The 17,155-nt window shown below is 46.8% G+C and carries 11 protein-coding genes; 3 read left to right on the top strand and 8 right to left on the bottom strand.

Features of this window, described 5'->3' with window-relative positions; genetic code table 11:
- Positions 1-22 precede the first annotated feature (22 nt).
- The gene (locus tag BC351_RS14310; protein ID WP_079413093.1) at positions 23-1,468 is read right to left on the bottom strand and encodes an MDR family MFS transporter; all 1,446 of its coding nucleotides are present in this window, start codon (positions 1,466-1,468) and stop codon (positions 23-25) included.
- Between the two features lie 121 nt (positions 1,469-1,589).
- On the opposite strand from BC351_RS14310, the gene BC351_RS14305 reads away from it, so the two are divergent.
- Positions 1,590-2,006: a MarR family winged helix-turn-helix transcriptional regulator gene (locus tag BC351_RS14305; protein WP_079413091.1), complete on the top strand. Its 417-nt coding sequence runs from the start codon at positions 1,590-1,592 to the stop codon at positions 2,004-2,006.
- 47 nt (positions 2,007-2,053) lie between these two features.
- Here BC351_RS14305 and BC351_RS14300 read toward each other — a convergent pair whose 3' ends face one another.
- From BC351_RS14300 to BC351_RS14285, 4 genes are all read right to left on the bottom strand, one after another.
- Positions 2,054-3,028: a Gfo/Idh/MocA family protein gene (locus BC351_RS14300; RefSeq protein WP_079413089.1), complete on the bottom strand. Its 975-nt coding sequence runs from the start codon at positions 3,026-3,028 to the stop codon at positions 2,054-2,056.
- Between the two features lie 210 nt (positions 3,029-3,238).
- Positions 3,239-7,528, bottom strand: coding sequence for a cadherin-like beta sandwich domain-containing protein (locus tag BC351_RS14295; protein WP_158082088.1), 4,290 nt, complete (start codon positions 7,526-7,528; stop codon positions 3,239-3,241).
- A gap of 254 nt (positions 7,529-7,782) precedes the next feature.
- Positions 7,783-9,225 carry a M56 family metallopeptidase gene (locus BC351_RS14290; protein WP_079413085.1) on the bottom strand — a complete coding sequence of 481 codons (1,443 nt, stop codon included), beginning with the start codon at positions 9,223-9,225 and terminating at the stop codon, positions 7,783-7,785.
- 69 nt (positions 9,226-9,294) lie between these two features.
- On the bottom strand, positions 9,295-9,627 hold the full coding sequence (locus BC351_RS14285) for a BlaI/MecI/CopY family transcriptional regulator (protein WP_425270925.1): 333 nt from the start codon (positions 9,625-9,627) through the stop codon (positions 9,295-9,297).
- 345 nt (positions 9,628-9,972) lie between these two features.
- Here BC351_RS14285 and BC351_RS14280 point away from each other — a divergent pair, with 345 nt between their 5' ends.
- Positions 9,973-10,377 carry a CBS domain-containing protein gene (locus BC351_RS14280; RefSeq protein ID WP_079413081.1) on the top strand — a complete coding sequence of 135 codons (405 nt, stop codon included), beginning with the start codon at positions 9,973-9,975 and terminating at the stop codon, positions 10,375-10,377.
- A 426-nt stretch (positions 10,378-10,803) separates the two neighbouring features.
- Here the strand turns inward: BC351_RS14280 and BC351_RS14275 are convergent, their stop codons facing one another.
- From BC351_RS14275 to BC351_RS14265, 3 genes are read right to left on the bottom strand one after another with little or no spacing between them, the layout of a single operon-like run.
- Positions 10,804-12,633: a cache domain-containing sensor histidine kinase gene (locus tag BC351_RS14275; RefSeq protein ID WP_079413079.1), complete on the bottom strand. Its 1,830-nt coding sequence runs from the start codon at positions 12,631-12,633 to the stop codon at positions 10,804-10,806.
- A 37-nt stretch (positions 12,634-12,670) separates the two neighbouring features.
- Positions 12,671-14,179, bottom strand: a complete 1,509-nt coding sequence (locus tag BC351_RS14270) for an extracellular solute-binding protein (RefSeq protein ID WP_079413077.1) — start codon at positions 14,177-14,179, stop codon at positions 12,671-12,673.
- A gap of 32 nt (positions 14,180-14,211) precedes the next feature.
- Positions 14,212-15,315 carry an SGNH/GDSL hydrolase family protein gene (locus tag BC351_RS14265; protein ID WP_079413075.1) on the bottom strand — a complete coding sequence of 368 codons (1,104 nt, stop codon included), beginning with the start codon at positions 15,313-15,315 and terminating at the stop codon, positions 14,212-14,214.
- A gap of 235 nt (positions 15,316-15,550) precedes the next feature.
- Between BC351_RS14265 and BC351_RS14260 the strand changes: the two genes are divergently transcribed.
- A complete protein-coding gene (locus BC351_RS14260; RefSeq protein ID WP_079413574.1) occupies positions 15,551-17,122 on the top strand; it encodes an FAD-dependent oxidoreductase in 1,572 nt (523 codons plus the stop codon).
- Positions 17,123-17,155: the final 33 nt, after the last annotated feature.

Below are 17,155 nucleotides of genomic sequence, written 5' to 3'. Positions count from 1 at the left end.
CGAATCAGAGCGATAGCAGCTCTTAAGAAGTTAGGAATTGCCTCTTCTTCCGCTTCTCTTTTATCAAAAAGGTTAGTGGAATAGCAATCACACAAATTAACGTAGCGGCCAAGAAGACATCCTGCACGCCTAACGTCATTCCTTGCTCTCGTAAGAAAGGCGTTCCTGCTGCTGCAGCTTCATTCAATTGTTTGATATGCGTTGATGAACGAGCAGCGAGCAATGAACTGAAAATACCAATGGATAAAGCGCCCGTTGCTTGACGCACCCAGTTCGTAACGGCTGAAGCATGACCGGACTTCTCTTTGGAAATCGCTGACATTCCGGCATTCATAACCGGCATAAAAGCAAAGGCAATTCCCACATATCGAATTGTCATCCATGCAGCAATGTACATATGGGTTGCCTGGAGCGTGACATGGCTTAACTCCCAGGTTGATACAATCAACAGTATAATTCCGCTAAGGATGAGCCAAAAAGGACCTGTGCGCGCATAAAGCTTCCCAACGATAGGTGAAAAGAACGCCATCACGATGGAACCGGGCAGCAGAACCAACGCCGTATTCAAAGCAGTAGATTGCTGAATGTCTTGAAGGAAAATTGGGATTAGGAATGTTCCTGAGTACAACGAAGCTGTTATTATACAATTAATAATCAAGCTGTACGTAAAGCGGTTGGTGCGAAATACACTTAGATTCAGCAAGGGGTCTTTCACCGTAAGCTCCCTACGAATGAAGTAGGCTAGTGTCGCAGCTCCCACGATCAGAAAAGAGAGTGTTTTCCAAGACGTCCACCCCCATCCATTCCCTTCGCTAAAGGCTAGAATAATGAACGAACTGCTGATGAGAACTGTCACAAAACCAGACAAATCAAAGGACTTGGTTGGGGCCGTTTTGTGCAAAGGCAGACATTTAAACGCAACGGCGATGGCTATAATGCCGATGGGCAGATTGAGGATAAATAAGGATCTCCAGCCGAAATATTCGGTGAGCCATCCTCCCAATGTCGGGCCAAATGCCGGAGCCAGCATGGAGGACAAGCTCCATAAGCTCATAGCAAACGCCTGTCTGTCTTTTTCAATAAATTGATAAATCATCGTCATCGTAGTAGGAATAATTAAACCGCTGAAGACCCCTTGCAGGATCCGGAACACGACTAAGGATTCAATATTCCAGGCAATCGTACATAAGCCTGAGAACAGCGTGAAACCTGACAAGGCGAATAGATACAACCTCTTGTAGCTCCAGCGGTCTCCGAAATAACCTACTACTGGAGCGACGACCCCGGTTGCCAGCAGAAATCCGGTAATCATCCACTGAACCGCACCTAATTCGGCATGAAAGTCCTTCATAAATACCGGAAATGCTACATTGATCGTAGTCGAGCTGAGTATGGACATGAAATTGCCGAAAAAGATAGATAAAATAATAAACCAAAATGATGAATTGCGTTGAGTTGGGTTTCCCATTAAATCTTGCACCTACTTTGCTTAAGAAGTAGTTGAATAATACAATCATTTATGTATACTTGTATTGTACAACTAGATGATTGAATGTCAAGCGCATTTCTAGAAAAGGATGGATGTTTGGATGAAAACAGAAGATTTGGAACTTCTTGATTATGAATTAGTCGTCCTGATTCGTCGTACTTCTTTGGATAAAGAATTAGGCGGCCTCGATCGGTCGACCTATACGCTTCTTACTCAACTTTCCAAAAGTGGACCTGTTGGTGTAAAGGCTTTAGCAAGCGAATTTCGCTTGGATATCTCCACGATCAGCAGACAAACGACTGTATTGGAAGCAAAGGGGTATGTCCGGCGATTGCCTGATCCCATGGATGGAAGATCCAGCAATTTCGAGGTCACGGAGGAAGGATTGTATAGAGTCATGGAAGCCAAAAAAGCGCGGTTGGCTAGACACGCGCAGTTGTTCAAAGACTGGACAGATGAGGAACGTCACACATTCGGGGTGCTGTTAGCTAGACTTAATCGTACATTTATAGAGTGAACGCAGCCAACCGTTCGCTCTTCTTTTTGCATAAGCTGATCTTCTATTTATGACCGAAGCTTGATCGGCAAGCCGCTGATTGACGATTGCAGAGCGGCAGTTGTTACGCGGAAGCTCTTCACGGCATCGGCATAATCGCTCAAAATAAGTGACCGATCTCCTGTCTTGATGGCGTGCAAGAAGGCTTCGGATTCACGTTCATACGGATTAGCTGCGTCGAAGAACTCCGTTGTTTGCGTTTTTTCAATATGTTTCAAATAACGGCTTTGCTCAATTTCCAGAACACCTTGATCCGTATACAACTCCAGCCCTGCCTTGTGCCCGAATGGCAGCATACACGTATTGGTCAACGTAGCGATAGCTCCACTGGCTAATTTCAAGGTCACTGCTCCAACATCAGCTACTTCCACATGATCATGAACGGTGTGCATATGGCGCTGTGCGTAAACGGCATACACTTCATCCACTTCACCGATCAGGTACCGGACTAAATCCACAATATGTGTGGTTTGCTCAATGAATTGGCCTCCGGAACCGTTTTGCTTCCGCCACCATGAGACACCGGGCATGTTCCCCATCCAACTGCCGATTGCCATCCCGATTTTTCTGGTTTCCAGCAATTTTTTGGCCGTTTGGGCAGCGTCTGTATACCTCACATGATACCCTACCGAGGTAATAAGTTTTTTGCTTTCTACTAATGATAGAATATGCTGAACAGATTCTTCTTCGATGCCAAGCGGCTTCTCCACCAAAAATGGGATACCGCGCGCAATAAGCGTTTCTTCTATGTAACCATGCGCCATTGGCGGCACACAAATATAGACGGCATCTGGCTTGCATGTATCCAGCATCTGCTCCAAATGATCAAAAGCTTGCGAGCCTGCATATCGCAGTGCCAGCTTCTCAGCCTTCTCCACTGTCGTGCCTACAAAAGCTACGACCTTCGCATCATCTCTGGCAGTAAGCAAATCTGCATGTTTATCGGCAAACCATCCCGTACCTACTATCGCTATCTTCAGCATGTCTGTCTACTTCCTCCCTGTTGGATTTATTGATATATCTCCATTATGTTCGTTAATTTCTAATATGTATAGTCTCAAATTTGATGCGGCAGACCTTGAAAAGATGAGGAGGTTTCGCCAATGAACGAATACGCCAATTCGGCTGAAAAAAAAGCTGACACCCCTCATACGAGAAATGTCAGCTGCACAGGAGTATTTAAAAAAACGATATTAGTTAAACGAATCCAACAGCGTCTTCAATTGCGGGTTGAGCTTCAGCGCATTCAATATGATCTGCAAAGCTTCAGCGCGTGTGGCATTACTTTTGGGATCAAATTTCCCATCCGCTTTACCATTAATGATTCCTGCCTGTGCTTCAGCTTTGATCTCATTTGTTGCATAAGCCCCCTCTAGATCATTGAAGTTGCCTTTGGAAGTGTCCTTCGCCACGTTGTTAAGGTTTACTATGCGGGACAACATAACCACCATTTCCTCGCGAGTAATCGTTTTATCCGGCTGGAACGTACCGTCCTCGTAGCCGCTGATTACCCCTGCCTTTACAAATTTCTCGATTGCCCCTTTCGCCCAATGGCTGCCAACATCCTTCAATTCAGTGCTGGTATTGTCGCCGCCATTGATATCAAATACCCGGCTTAGAATCATTGCGAATTCACCGCGTGTGATATTACCATTCGGCTTGAACGCACCATCGTCGTAACCTTCAATCACATGTAGTTTTACGAAAATACCAATCGTCTTTTCTGCCCAGTGTCCTTTAGTGTCCGAAAGATTAGCTATAGTCGGGTCTTTTTTAGCTTCCTGAATCCGTGTTTCCATGTTCTTAACAACATTATTGTCGCCTTGTACTACATTCGACCTAAACACATCTGTTGCAGGATTTGGTATCGAATTCGGTGTCTGTGCAGGTTCCGGAGTCTGTACAGGTGCAGGCGGCGATTGAGTGTCTGTATGAGAATCAGAATGACTACCGCCGCTAGTAGATCTGTTAGAGATCGTAATAACTTTGCTTCCTACAATACCGGAACCATCATGTGCAGTTGCCTGAACTGTAACCATACCCACTTGAGTTGCAACGAGCAAACCATCCTCATTGATCGTTGCCGCCCCCGTACCTGGAACTACTGACCAGCTAAGTGTTTTGTCCGTTGCATTGTCAGGAGTTACACTTGCACTAAATTGTAGGGAGTCTCCGACGTACATGGTTTCGCTAGCACTGGAGACTGAGATATTAGCAACCAGTTGGGTTTCCCGTGTAACATTGACTGTATAGGTCTGCACCGTTCCATCCTGAGCAGTCACTACAAAACTAATGATATTTAACCCCGTATGTAAATTTATCGGATTATTAACTGGTGCTCCATTTAAACTCAAAGCAACGGTCGCATGGCTTTCCGTAGTTGCGTAAGTAGCTGTAGTAACAGAAACATCATAAGGCACGGTCGCGGTATACGCATAAACATTTCCAGTCACCGGTTGATCTAGCGTAATGCCGCTTAAGTTCAGCGAACTTAAGACTGCGTTATTTGAACCTGCACGTGTAACTGTCACTGAATAGCTTTTCGTAGTTCCATCCTGCGCAGTAACAACAATACTAATGATATTTGAGCCCACGCTCAAATTAACTGGATTGTTAACCGAAGCCCCATTAAGCCGTAAATCCGCAGTTGCATGGCTATCAGCAGTATTGTAAGTGACCGTGGTGACTGATACATCATTAGGCACAGTCGCGTTGTAGTTCGTCGTACCCGATGCAAACACTGGACTCAGCAACCCGCTCGACAGGCTCAAGCCGCTCAAGTTTGCATTGCTGCTCCTCACGCGAGTCACCTTCACCATATACGTCTTCGTTGTGTTATCTTGCGCTGTCACAACTACCTTAATCACGTTGATTCCCTCGTTCAGGGCAATCGACGGAGAAGCCGTACCGCTCGTCAAAGTAAACGGTCCGCTCGTAAGATTGCCGCTGCTTGTGTATACGCTCGCCGTTACCGCAGCATGGATGGTATCGGATACCGTCGGCGTTACCGTGACGCTGGTCACGTCGCTCGTTACGTCTGCTTCATAGCTCGTTATGTTCGGCGCAAATATCGGATTCAGCGTACCTCTCGATAATGCAAGGCCGCTCAAATTCGCGTCGCTTGATCTAGGCTTTGCAATGGCTTCGTTGGAGTTGCCGCTGCTTCCTCCTGCGTAATTGGCTTTGACTGCATAATAATAAGTGCTGCCATTCGTCAATCCCGTTACCGTATAAGACGTACCGCCAACCGTAACCACTGGAATCGAATTGTAATTACCGCTAGCTGTTCCTTGATAAACACTATACGTAATTGCTCCTTGAACCCCGGTCCAACTCAACGTCGCTTGGCCGTCTCCTGCTGCTGCCGTTAAATTGGTCGGCGCAGGTGCGGAAGCCCTTGACACCGTCACCGTATACGTCTTCGTTGTGTTATCTTGCGCTGTCACAACTACCTTAATCACGTTGCTTCCCTCGTTCAGGGCAATCGCCGGAGAAGCCGTACCGCTCGTCAAAGTAAACGGTCCGCTCGTAAGATCGCCGCTGCTTGTGTATACGCTCGCCGTTACCGCAGCATGGACGGCATCGGATACCATCGGCGTTACCGTTACACTGGTCACGTCGTACGTTACGTCTGTTTCATAGCTCGTTATGTTCGTGGCAAATATTGGATTCAGCGTACCTCTCGATAATGCAAGGCCGCTCAAATTCGCATCGCTTGATCTAGGCTTTGCAATGACTTGGTTGGAGTAGCCGCTGCTTGCTCCTGCGTAATTGGCTTTGACTGCATAATAAAAAGTGCTGCCATTCGTCAATCCCGTTACCGTATAAGACGTACCGCCAACCGTAACCACTGGAATCGAATTGTAATTACCGCTAGCTGTTCCTTGATAAACACTATACGTAATTGCTCCTTGAACCCCGGTCCAACTCAACGTCGCTTGGCCGTCTCCTGCTGCTGCCGTTAAATTGGTCGGCGCAGGAACTTGAATCGTATACGTGAACGTTGCCGGATTGCTGTTCAAACTGCCTGCCTTTACCGCTATCGCTTTGACGGTCACGGTTTCGCCAGGCTCGCCGCTGATCGTCACGTTCGTTCCGCTCGCGCTGCCTGTTGTTGGCGTCGTGCCATCGGTCGTGTAATAGATCGTCGCTCCGCTTGTTGCGGATCCCAAAGTCACCTTGCTGTTGTTCGCCACCGTAGCGCCGCTTGCCGGATTGGCTGTCGGCGTTGCAACCTGCCCTCTTATGTTCACCGATATGGTACGGGTTACCGTTCCGCCGACGCCATCGCTTACCTGTACCGTAAAGCTGTCGGTACCGGAGTATCCCGCTGTCGGTGTATACGTAATCGGGTTGCCTGGAGCGATGTCGACACCTCCGCTGGGTGCAGTCACATTGGTGATGCTCAGCGTACCATGGGAAGGTGGAGTACTGGCTGTCCATGTCACGATCTGGCCGAGATCCGTGTCGCTGACGTGCAATAAGCTTGAGATATCGGCAGCACCGGAATTTTGATCGACTGTCAGGGTTGTGACACTTCCAATTAAAGTCGGAACGATGTTTTGACCAAGTGCTGTACCAGTGCTTTCTTGCGGTTTAAATAAAAATATTTTATTAGCCCCTTTATCCAACACATATACATTCCCACTGCTATCTGAAGCTACATCATGCGGAGTTATAAAACCTGTATCGGACAATGTTAACGCATAGCTGCCGTCACTATTAAAAACTTGCACGCGTTTATTCGTCTGGTCTGTAACATATAGTCGGTTGATGCTATCCGTGTACAAACCCCAAGGACCATTAAAGTGGCTATTGTCTGTACCTGAAGCGTTCAGAGCCCCAATCGTTTTCACTTTTGAGTACGTACTGGTACCTGAGTTATATTGGTATTTGAACACAACTTGAGAATTATATTGTGAGACGTACAGATTTCCTGAATCATCAACGGCTAGCCCCATTGGCCTTCCACTAACCCCGGTAGAATCAACGACGATCATATTCGTCCCATCGAGGTCGAATCGGTATACGATATTAATATTTTGATCAGACACGAATAGATGCCCATTGCCATCCAGTGTCATGGCTTCGGGTATTGGTGTTTTGCTAGCATTTGGCGGCAGCGTGATGGTTCGCGACCAGTTACCTTGAGTGTCAAACACCTGTACACGATTATTGGTACTATCTAGGACATAGATATCCCCTGTCGTCCTCTCGACTTCAACTGCCCTCGGCGAGTTAAAGTGGCTGTTGTCTGAACCGAGTACTCCTTTAACACCAAGCGTCTTATATAGACTTTCGTCACTATTGTAAATTTGAACCCGATGATTCCCCAGATCCGCGACGTATATTTTACCGCTTGCGTCAACCGCCACGCCACGAGCAGCGTTTATATCCCACCCCGTTTTTACAGCAGCAGATACAAAAGAACAATTAACAAATAACATGGCAACCATGATAAGAAACGCAGACACTTTCTTCATTGATATCCCCAATCCTTTCCTTCGCGCAAGGCCCAGTTGCTGATTCTGTCGCATTGTGCATTTTTTTGTCATGCTCATTAACCATAGCACACCGCTCTGAGCAAATTCTGAGCAAAAAAAGACGGCTTACGCCTTCGACTCAATCATCGTTGGCATCGCCGTAGTACAGCCCGGAAAATAATTGGACGGTGGATTTTAAAAAAGCTGATTCCATCGCAAAGGATAGAATCAGCTTTTTTATAAGTGAATTGCGCTTAGTTCCGCGGCTGTTCAACGGGTTGTGGTTCACGTACCGGAGCCGGTCTTGCGGTTTCGGGTGTGACAGCTTGCTGGGGCTCTGTCGAAGGAACAGCTCTAGGCGATTCTTCCCTCGTGCTGGCTTTCGGTTGTGGAGCAGCTGTCGGTCTGACACCTGTATCGGATCGCACGCCTTTTTGCTCGGCAACAGGAACAGGCTGTGGTACACGAGCAGATACTGTCGGCAGCTCCTCTTGGGCAGCAACAGGACTTGGCTTATCATTTGATGCCGCGGATGGAGATAGGCTTGGCGTTGGTGTTGGAGCCGATAACGATATTTCCGTATCTGAGGTGGCCGTTTTCTCATCATTTGGCTTCAGGCTTGTATCTGGAGAAATTGTTTGCTGAGGTTTATCAGTGGCTGTTGCACTCATGGAATGTTTGGCGCTTTGACTCGCGTCAGGTTTCGTTAATGTGCAGCCGCTAATGAAAATCATGGTTGCCAATCCAAGAAACGACCAGCGATAGGAATGAAGCTTAAACTGTTTAATCATCAGAATTCTCCTTTGTAATTGAGCTTTATTTCCAGTCAGATTGACATTTCCAAACACTTGATTGCGTTTCGCAATACTTTCCAGCAATGTAATAAGCGTATAGCCATAAGCTTGGCTTTTGTCAGGAGCAAGGCAGCTTAACGCAAGCGCATCACTCGCAATTTCCTGATCTTCGCGCATTCGACGATAAGCGTACCAGAGAATGGGATTAAACCAATGAATGATGAGCAGCGCATGCATGAACCCATTCACCCAAATATCTTTGCGCTTGCTGTGGGCAAGCTCGTGAAGGAAGACGTGCTGCAATTGCTCGTCATTCAAATTCTGCAACAGAACCGTCGGCATAATTAATTGAGGTTTCATAAATCCAAACAACGATGGAGATGCTAACTCATCAGAAGCAACCAAGGCAATGTGGCCTTGGATTCCCATCCGTTTTTTACATTGCCTGAATAGCTGTCTTATTCTTTCATCCGTAATAGCTTCCGTTTCTTGCTTTAATTTCCGGGCAAACTTCAAGTTAATGCTCAAAGTATAAGTCCCTAATAAAACTACGCCAAGCAGCCAAGCTGCCAGTAAAATGCGATACAAGATTTGTGTCTTCGCGCCCGGTGATTCATGTTCATCCGTCCTTAAAGCCGGTTCAGCTTGATCGAAGTGAACAACAGATTGGACGACTTCCGGTGTACCGACCCAATTATAAATGCTTAATTTGCTTTCTGGGCTCCAAGGCATAATTAGTCGCAGAATGACCAGCAGCCACAATATGTAATGCCATCTGGGCTTCAAATGAGCTTTAAGCACTTTCTGCATCACGATGATGAATACAACCAAGACACTTGCCATCGCCGAGACAGACCATACCCAATGAAACAATGGAATAAATTGTTCAAGCAGTTGATTCACAGGTGATTCTCCCTTTCCAACTTTGTCCCCAAGAGGTTGCGGCAGAATTGCATGCTGATCTTTAGGGGATCATTTCGATTTGTCATCAAGGATATTTTTCAATTCTTTGATTTCTTCCGGCGTGAGCTTCTCTTCTTTCAAAAAGTTAACGAGCAGCGGTTTAAATGCCCCGCCGTATATTCGTTTCAGGAAAGAATCGGTTTCCGACTTCACACATTCGTCTGCCGACACGAGAGGGAAATACGCATACACTTTGTGAACTAAGGTATAAGAAATGGCTTCTTTTTGAGCTAATCGGTTCAAAAGGGTTCTCACGGTTTTGGGCTTCCACTCCGTACGAGTCTCTAGAACTTCAATCACTTCATTGGCGGTGCAGGGCGATTTGGCCCATAAAACTTTCATCACTTCCCACTCCGCATCGGAGATTTGGGGAACTTGGGTCACAGGCTTACCTCCTATCTAATTGGATTACGTTTGTAATACATCATCATATTACACTTGTAATCTCGCAGTGTCAACTTGTATTCTTTGGGACAAGACAACAAGACCTATTCGTAATCCATATGAAAATGGAGTGAATAAGCCCCTTGTTTCAAATCTGATGAACGGGGTAAAAGATACTGAACAAAATAACATTTCCGTGCGTCTTATTACGTAATGGAAAGATTTTTCAATGCCTTTAACGGCAAAGTATGTTTAAATATACATATAGGGAATTGAAAATTCAGGGAAAGGTAATCAAAAACTATGAAAACTGCCTCTTTTCTATTACCCAAAGATAAAGTTTCCTTTATCACTTCGACATCTTCCATGAAGGAAGCATTAGAACAGTTAGAACAGCATTATTACACAGCTCTTCCCATTGTTGATGAGAATGGGAAATACGTCGGCACACTTTCGGAAGGCGATCTGCTGTGGACAATGAAAAACACGCCAGGCCTCACTTTCGATAACATGGATCACATTCAGGTTAGCAATATTGAAAAGCATATTCGCAATGAATCTGTTTCCTTGCATGCTCACATGGAAGATATGCTGGCGCTTGCCGCCGATCAGAATTTTGTTCCGGTCGTTGATGATGACCATCTCTTCGTTGGCATTATTCGCCGCAAAGATATCATCGAGTACTACATGCGCAATATTACAGATTGATTCATCTATCTACAACACATTAGGAAGAGGGCTGATTTATAAGATCTAATGATCTTATAGATCAGCCCTCTCTGTTTTCGCAGACACAAATATTTCACATAATTCCTGCGATTATGCATCCTTTTCGTCTTAGGAACCAGCAAAAACGTGAAAAGCCTGCGATTATGCATCCTTTAACGACCTTTTTTCGATTCCAGGATGCAAAAGCCCAGAAAGCCTGCATAATCGCAGGCTTTCTGAAGTTTTCATGCGATTTGATCGAAAAAGCCTGCATTTACGCAGGAATTTCCGATTAGGCCATGAACCTCGCCAAATATGGTCGCCCGCATTCGCTGTCCCCACGCGAGCGAGCCTTGGTGCGCATTATAGCGCATCCGCACGGCGGAGCTCGATGCTGCACATTGCTTTGAGACAACCGCTGCTGCCTTAACTTGCCTGTTCTTCTAAAGCGGAGAGGCACTTCTCAAGCGGAAGTCGGATCGTAATCCGGGTTCCGCTGCGAACATCGCTATCGAAATGAAATTCGGAGCCTTCCCCGTAATACATCCTCATCCGCGTAACAACATTACGCAGGCCAAACAAGTCCTTTTCCCTCCGGCCATCTGTCGAGATGCCTTCAGCCGCAAGCCTGTAAGATTGTTCTAGCTTGGCTCGAATCTCTTTCAACTTGTCAGGTTCCACGCCGATGCCGTTGTCGCTCACTTCTAGCACCAGCAAGCTGTTATCCAAGTAGGAGGAAATGACAAGCTCCCCGCCCCTGCTTTGTTTCTCAAGACCATGCAGAACAGCATTTTCGACAAGTGGCTGCAAGAGCAGCTTTAACACATGATAAGGCTCACTCTCCTTGGCGATATCGTAGCGGACAGTAAAATGATCCAAAAACCGCAGCTGCTGCACTTTAATATAATACGTGAGATGCATGACGGTTTCGCCCACCGGAAATGTTTCATTTCCCTTGTTTAAGCTCAGCCTGAAAAATTTGGACAAATTGAGCACCATTTCACTGATTTCATCTGCCTCGTAATTCTTAGCTGTCCAGTAGATCGAATCCAGAGTGTTATAGAGGAAATGCGGATTAATCTGCGATTGCAGGAATTTGAGCTCCATTTTGGAAAGTAAAAGCTGCTTTTCATAATGGTCACGAATGAGCGTTTTTTGATTTTCAGCCATGCGATTGAAGGATTCTATGACATACCCAAGCTCGTCCACGCGCGTATCCTCCAGCTGAATGGTGAAATTGCCAGTTCGCAGCTGTTTCATCCCATACGCGAGCTTGCGCAGAGGTGAGGAAATTCCCCTGTAGACGATCCAGGAAATCCAAATCGCGAGCACTAAACTTACGACTACAATGCCATAGGTAAATACTTTCAACGAATCCGTATGGCTGCGAATTTCCCATAGCGGCTGTTCCATCATGAGCGACCACCCGGATAATTTGGACTTTACGCTAATGGTCACCATTTCAGTTCCGGTTTGCGGCGATTTACGAATAAATCTAGCTTTATTTTCTTTATTCCAAGCCTGCGGGTTCATGGACTTTCCAGTTCCTGTGATCAACGAGCCATTGCTTTCATACAGATAGATATTCGCGTTGGCAGTAGGAAGCAGTGGCTTTGCCAGCTCGATTAAGGCGCTTTTTTTAATGGAAATAACGAGCAAATTAGGATTCATCAGGGTCCGATTATAAGGGTCCATCGTTCGGATCAAATGCACACTATCTGTGTCAAAATACGATTCACCTGCTTGTGGCGTATAGAAAACGGTCCCTCCGTTAGCCTCCATTAAGCGCATATACCACTCTTGCTTCTCTGCCCCCTCAGGCAGCTTGCTACCGCCAAGCTTCGTAGAGATAACGGTGCGAGAAGGCATATGGATGATCGTGATTTGGTCCACCATCAAATTAACGGTTGTCATATTCGTTATTTGATCCATCACTTGCGCGAGCTGCACATAAGACTGTTTGCGCGGCTCTTGTCCTACGGATTGCAAAGTTTTATTCATATTCATATCAAAGGCGATTAACGAGGAAAGCTGTTCGATATTCTGCAGCGTCAGATCCACATAATCAGCCATCGTATGCAGGGCACCTTGGGTTCTTTCCCCTGTTTGTATTTCCAAAATCGTTTGCGATTTCGCAATGGCAAAAAGACTGAAGCCTGAGATCGGCAATAAAATGAGCATAAAATACCATGTCAGCCTTACTTGAATAAAGCCAGTCAGTAATTTCCGTACTTTGGGCAGGATCTCTCTTACCATGTGGTGGTCCCTCCATTTATACCGGGTTCACTACCCATTACTTACCGGGTTGCCGCCACCATTCGTTCACTTCTCCGGTAATTTCATCCCCTCCGGCATCCTTCCAATTTTTCACAAAAGCATCAAATTCCTCGATTGGACTCATTCCCGCAATAATCCGAGTAAAGGTTTCTTCCTGGAGCTTGGACAGTTTGACCTGATGCTTGCCCATGGCTGGAGTTGGAGGCCCATTAAACCGATTTTGCATTAGATTGTTATCAATCCGCTGCAAGTTTTCATAAAGTCTGAACTGTTCACCTAATCCGTCTAAACGTTTTCTCGTCAAGTCCCGGTCAATGGTATCCACCAAGGCCCCATAAATGCCCCGATAAGCTTGTTTGATATGTTCATCCAACCGAATAGACAGCTTTCCGTTTACTTGGGTCCATACTTCTTTCTCAAAGCCAAGCTTTAGCGTATTTTGAGCAGGCCCTGCTATAAAGTCAAGAAATTTGACCACGGCCGCTGCGTTCTGGCTTTTGAGCGGCACGACATTGTAGGAACGAACGATGGATGTGCTGTAAACGCCATGCTTCCCATCAGGGCCAGTTGGATAATCAAGTGGAATCCATACCGCTGTAGGATCATTCTTACGACTTTGTTCTATGTGTGTACGTGTATCCGACCAAGCGGCAGAATACAAGCCGATCTTCCCTCGTGCTATCTTATCGCCAAGAATATCAATTTTATTCAGCGGGAATTCGGGGTCCAATATATTTTGCTCATAGAGACTATGCAAATAAGTCAGCGCTTGTTTCATCTCAGGGAGAATTCCGGAGTATACCAGCTTCCCATCTCGTTCGTACCAAGCATTCATTTGGGCTCCGAAAGCGCCAAGAAAAGATGAGGTTCTACCCAGGCGCTCCAAGATGGAGAGGCCGTAGGTGTCTTGTATCCCGTTTCCATCCGGATCCCTCTCAGCGAAAGCTTTCATCACAGCCGTAAATTCCTCGATACTGTGAGGAGGCTGCAAACCAAGTTTATCCAACCAATCCTTCCGAGCATAAATAATCTCTGTTCCTTTGACCTCATTGACGCTGGGAATGGCATAGATTTGACCATTTACCGTGACATTGTCCCATGCTTCTTTAGGAATTTTGGCTTTCAGATTTGCGCCGTATTTGTCAATATAGTCATTTAAAGGCGTTAATGCCTTTTGATTTACAAAGTTAATGAACCACGAAGGATTGGCCGTATTCAGCAGATCCGGCGGCTCCCCCGAGGTCATAATTACGTTCAATTTATCATCATAGCCATTAAGCGGCGGGAGGGTTACATTGACCTCCATGCCTGTATTTTTTTCGATGTAGGCAAGATACGGATTGTGATTGGCATCCATTCCCGCTGGGAAATTCATACCTAGACTGTTCGCCACAATTCGGATGAGAGGAACTTTCGCAGGGCTGGTTTCATCTTCATTTTTGTCCTTGGAAGGATAGCTGCATCCTGCGCTTGAACATAACATCGTCAGAACGAAGCACGCGGATAATGGCTTCGTTATTTTCATCGGACCACCCCTTCAGGCCTGTCTTGCCTCTGTCATCCGCCCACAATCTGCTGAAGTATCGGCGTTAAGCCATCCGCCATCCGCAGGAAACCAAGATCCGTCGGATGGGACCCATCCACCGTGCATTCATGAGCATCTGCACCAAGCAGCGTGGACCCATCACAGAAATAAATGTTGTCATCCTGCATCTCGCGTCGCTGCTCAACAACTCGTTGCTGAATCTGCTTGCGATCTGAACGCTCTTGGGCCATGTCAGCATGAAATTGTTCTTTGGCATGCGTGATTCTAGAAATAACGAGAATAGGCGTCAAGGGATGTTTTTCTCTATAGATTGCAATAAATTCGAGCAAGGTCTTCGCCAATAATTCCGTCGAAACGCAGTTCGCCTCATAATCAAGAATCAAGCAGGCGGGATTTGGAATATCCGCCAGTATATGCGCTAGCTCTGGTTCTCCTTTGCCATTACCGGAAAAACCCAAGTTCAGAAATTCCAGATTCATGCGGCGCGACAAAATGTTCGTATAAGACATGCCTGGGCGGGATGCGCAGCCTCCTTGTGTAATCGAAGTCCCATAAACAACAATCTTCTGATTGCTGTCGTAGCTAGGCGGCGGCGAGATGCGGGCCTCTCGATCCAAGCCAATCCATATTTCCTCTACGCCTTGATAAAGCGGGAAATTCAAAGTAAATAGGCGGTTTTCTCTCACCTTATTCGTGAAAAGGCTGCTTTCATACGCCATTAACCGATGATCGTAAGTCGTTGTTCCGTAATAGACTTGTTCCCCCGGTACCCCCAAGTAGCAATCAAACCCGCATTGACCTGTTGCCGTCATATGATACATATTCGCAGGTCCCGTTAATTTCACTTTCACAAGCAGTGACGTGGCATCCGCCGTGAACCGAATCTGTCCGCCCGAAGTGCAATTCGCTAATTGATCCACAGCATCAGGTATGTGATGAGAAGGATGCGCTGGCAGACGCCGATAACGCCCTTCCTCTTGAAGCCAACCAAAACCGGCAATGTGGAACGGCGCCTCAAGTGGTGAATACCACATGACGTCCTGATCGCCGGATGGCCGTATGTTCATATTTGTATCCAACTGCACAGCATCAATCGATTTTTTGCGGTGACTCATAATTTGAACCTCCTACTTGATTCTCCTATATTCTGTTAATCCTTTTCGTCATTATAGCTTCAAACCCTTTTTCTAGAAGATCAATGGTTATTAAAGTACCAAAAGAAGTCATGGTCCTCCGCTGTAGCGCCGTTACCGCTGTAATACAATAAGGTTAGCCTGTTGGTGGATACTTGTAGGTGAGATGGAAAAAAGGAGGGAATCATCGTTGACGGACTGGGATAACCAACGCAACATGCACAAACATAGCGCTGATATCATCATTATTGGCGGAGGTACCGGCGGCAGCGCCGCTGCGCTCGCGGCAGCCAAATCAGGCAAGACGGTTATTCTGACAGAGGAAACCGATTGGATTGGGGGGCAGCTGACAAGCCAAGCTGTCCCGCCGGATGAACATCCTTGGATTGAGAAGTTCGGATGCACGCGCGCCTATCGGCAGTTTCGAAATGGGGTTCGCGACTACTATCGGCGGCATTTCCCGCTAACAGCGGAGGCTCGCTCGCAAATCTACCTGAATCCCGGAAATGGCGGCGTCTCGCGTTTATGCCATGAGCCTCGCGCCGCTGTAGCGGTTCTGCAAGACATGCTCGCACCGTATATTCATAGCGGACGCTTGCAAATCCTTTACCGCCATCGCATTAAATCAGCTTTAGTGGAAGGCGATAATATCCGCAAAGTAATCATGACGAATTTAATTACGGGTGAGCTTGTTGAACTTTCTGCTGCCTACTTCCTTGATGCAACAGAATGCGGCGACGTCCTTCCGCTTGCAGGCGCGGAATATGTCACAGGTGCAGAAGCGTTCAGCGAAACCGGTGAACCCCATGCTGTCGCAGGCGAGGCGCTTCCGCAGGACATGCAAGGCTTTACTTACTGCTTCGCGATGGATTACATCGAAGGCGAGGATCACACCATCGAGCGTCCTGAGCGCTACGATTTCTGGCGGCAGTACAAAGCTGACTTCTGGCCTGATCGACTGCTAAGTTGGACAGGGGTAAGACCGCACACGCTTGAGGCTGTTGATTACGAACTTTTCGAAGGCACAGAAAGGTACTCCCTATTCTACTATCGACGCATTATCGACAGTACGAATTTCGAGAAGGGCTTTTACCCGGGAAGCATCACACTCGTCAATTGGCCGCAAAATGATTACTGGCTAGGCTCCGTTATTGATGTGAGCGAACAAGAAAGAGAGCGGAATCTCTGGGATGCGAAGCAGCTCAGCCTTTCCCTGCTCTACTGGCTTCAGACAGAAGCTCCGCGACCTGACAGGGGCCATGGCTATCCGGGACTGCGCCTTCGCAAAGATATCGTTGGTACCGACGATGGCTTAGCCATGTATCCTTACATAAGGGAATCGCGCCGTATCAAAGCAGAATTCACTGTATTGGAACAGCATGTAAGCGCAGCATGCCGGCCTGAAGGAAGAGCCGTGCAATTTGATGATTCCGTTGGCATTGGCTGTTATCGCATTGATCTGCATCCCAGTACGGGCAACCGGCATTATATCGACATCTCTTCCCTGCCGTTCCAGATTCCGCTAGGCAGCTTGATTCCAGTCCGAATGAATAATTTGTTGCCGGCATGCAAAAATTTAGGGGTTACCCATATCACGAACGGCTGTTATCGGCTCCACCCAGTGGAGTGGAACATCGGTGAAGCTGCAGGCTTCCTGGCTAGCTACTGCTTGGACCGTAAGCTGATCCCCCGTGATGTTCGAAATACCGAGTCCGAGCTTCGTAAATTCCAGCAAAATCTAGTAAACCATGGGATTGAATTAACTTGGCCAACCATTCACCCCGTATAATTTTTTACCAATACCTGATCTAACCATCCTATA

The organism is Paenibacillus ferrarius (assembly GCF_002027705.1).
Lineage (GTDB): Bacteria > Bacillota > Bacilli > Paenibacillales > NBRC-103111 > Paenibacillus_E > Paenibacillus_E ferrarius.
This window is presented reverse-complemented; position numbering and strand designations above follow the sequence as displayed.

Excerpts from the sequence above, each read along its gene's own strand:
- BC351_RS14265 (WP_079413075.1), bottom strand. The coding sequence starts at position 15,315 with ATGAGTCACCGCAAAAAATCGATTGATGCTGTGCAGTTGGATACAAAT.
- BC351_RS14305 (WP_079413091.1), top strand. The coding sequence starts at position 1,590 with ATGAAAACAGAAGATTTGGAACTTCTTGATTATGAATTAGTCGTCCTG.
- BC351_RS14270 (WP_079413077.1), bottom strand. The coding sequence starts at position 14,179 with ATGAAAATAACGAAGCCATTATCCGCGTGCTTCGTTCTGACGATGTTA.
- BC351_RS14285 (WP_425270925.1), bottom strand. The coding sequence starts at position 9,627 with ATGAAAGTTTTATGGGCCAAATCGCCCTGCACCGCCAATGAAGTGATT.
- BC351_RS14260 (WP_079413574.1), top strand. The coding sequence starts at position 15,551 with ATGCACAAACATAGCGCTGATATCATCATTATTGGCGGAGGTACCGGC.
- BC351_RS14295 (WP_158082088.1), bottom strand. The coding sequence starts at position 7,528 with ATGAAGAAAGTGTCTGCGTTTCTTATCATGGTTGCCATGTTATTTGTT.
- BC351_RS14275 (WP_079413079.1), bottom strand. The coding sequence starts at position 12,633 with ATGGTAAGAGAGATCCTGCCCAAAGTACGGAAATTACTGACTGGCTTT.
- BC351_RS14300 (WP_079413089.1), bottom strand. The coding sequence starts at position 3,028 with ATGCTGAAGATAGCGATAGTAGGTACGGGATGGTTTGCCGATAAACAT.
- BC351_RS14310 (WP_079413093.1), bottom strand. The coding sequence starts at position 1,468 with ATGGGAAACCCAACTCAACGCAATTCATCATTTTGGTTTATTATTTTA.
- BC351_RS14280 (WP_079413081.1), top strand. The coding sequence starts at position 9,973 with ATGAAAACTGCCTCTTTTCTATTACCCAAAGATAAAGTTTCCTTTATC.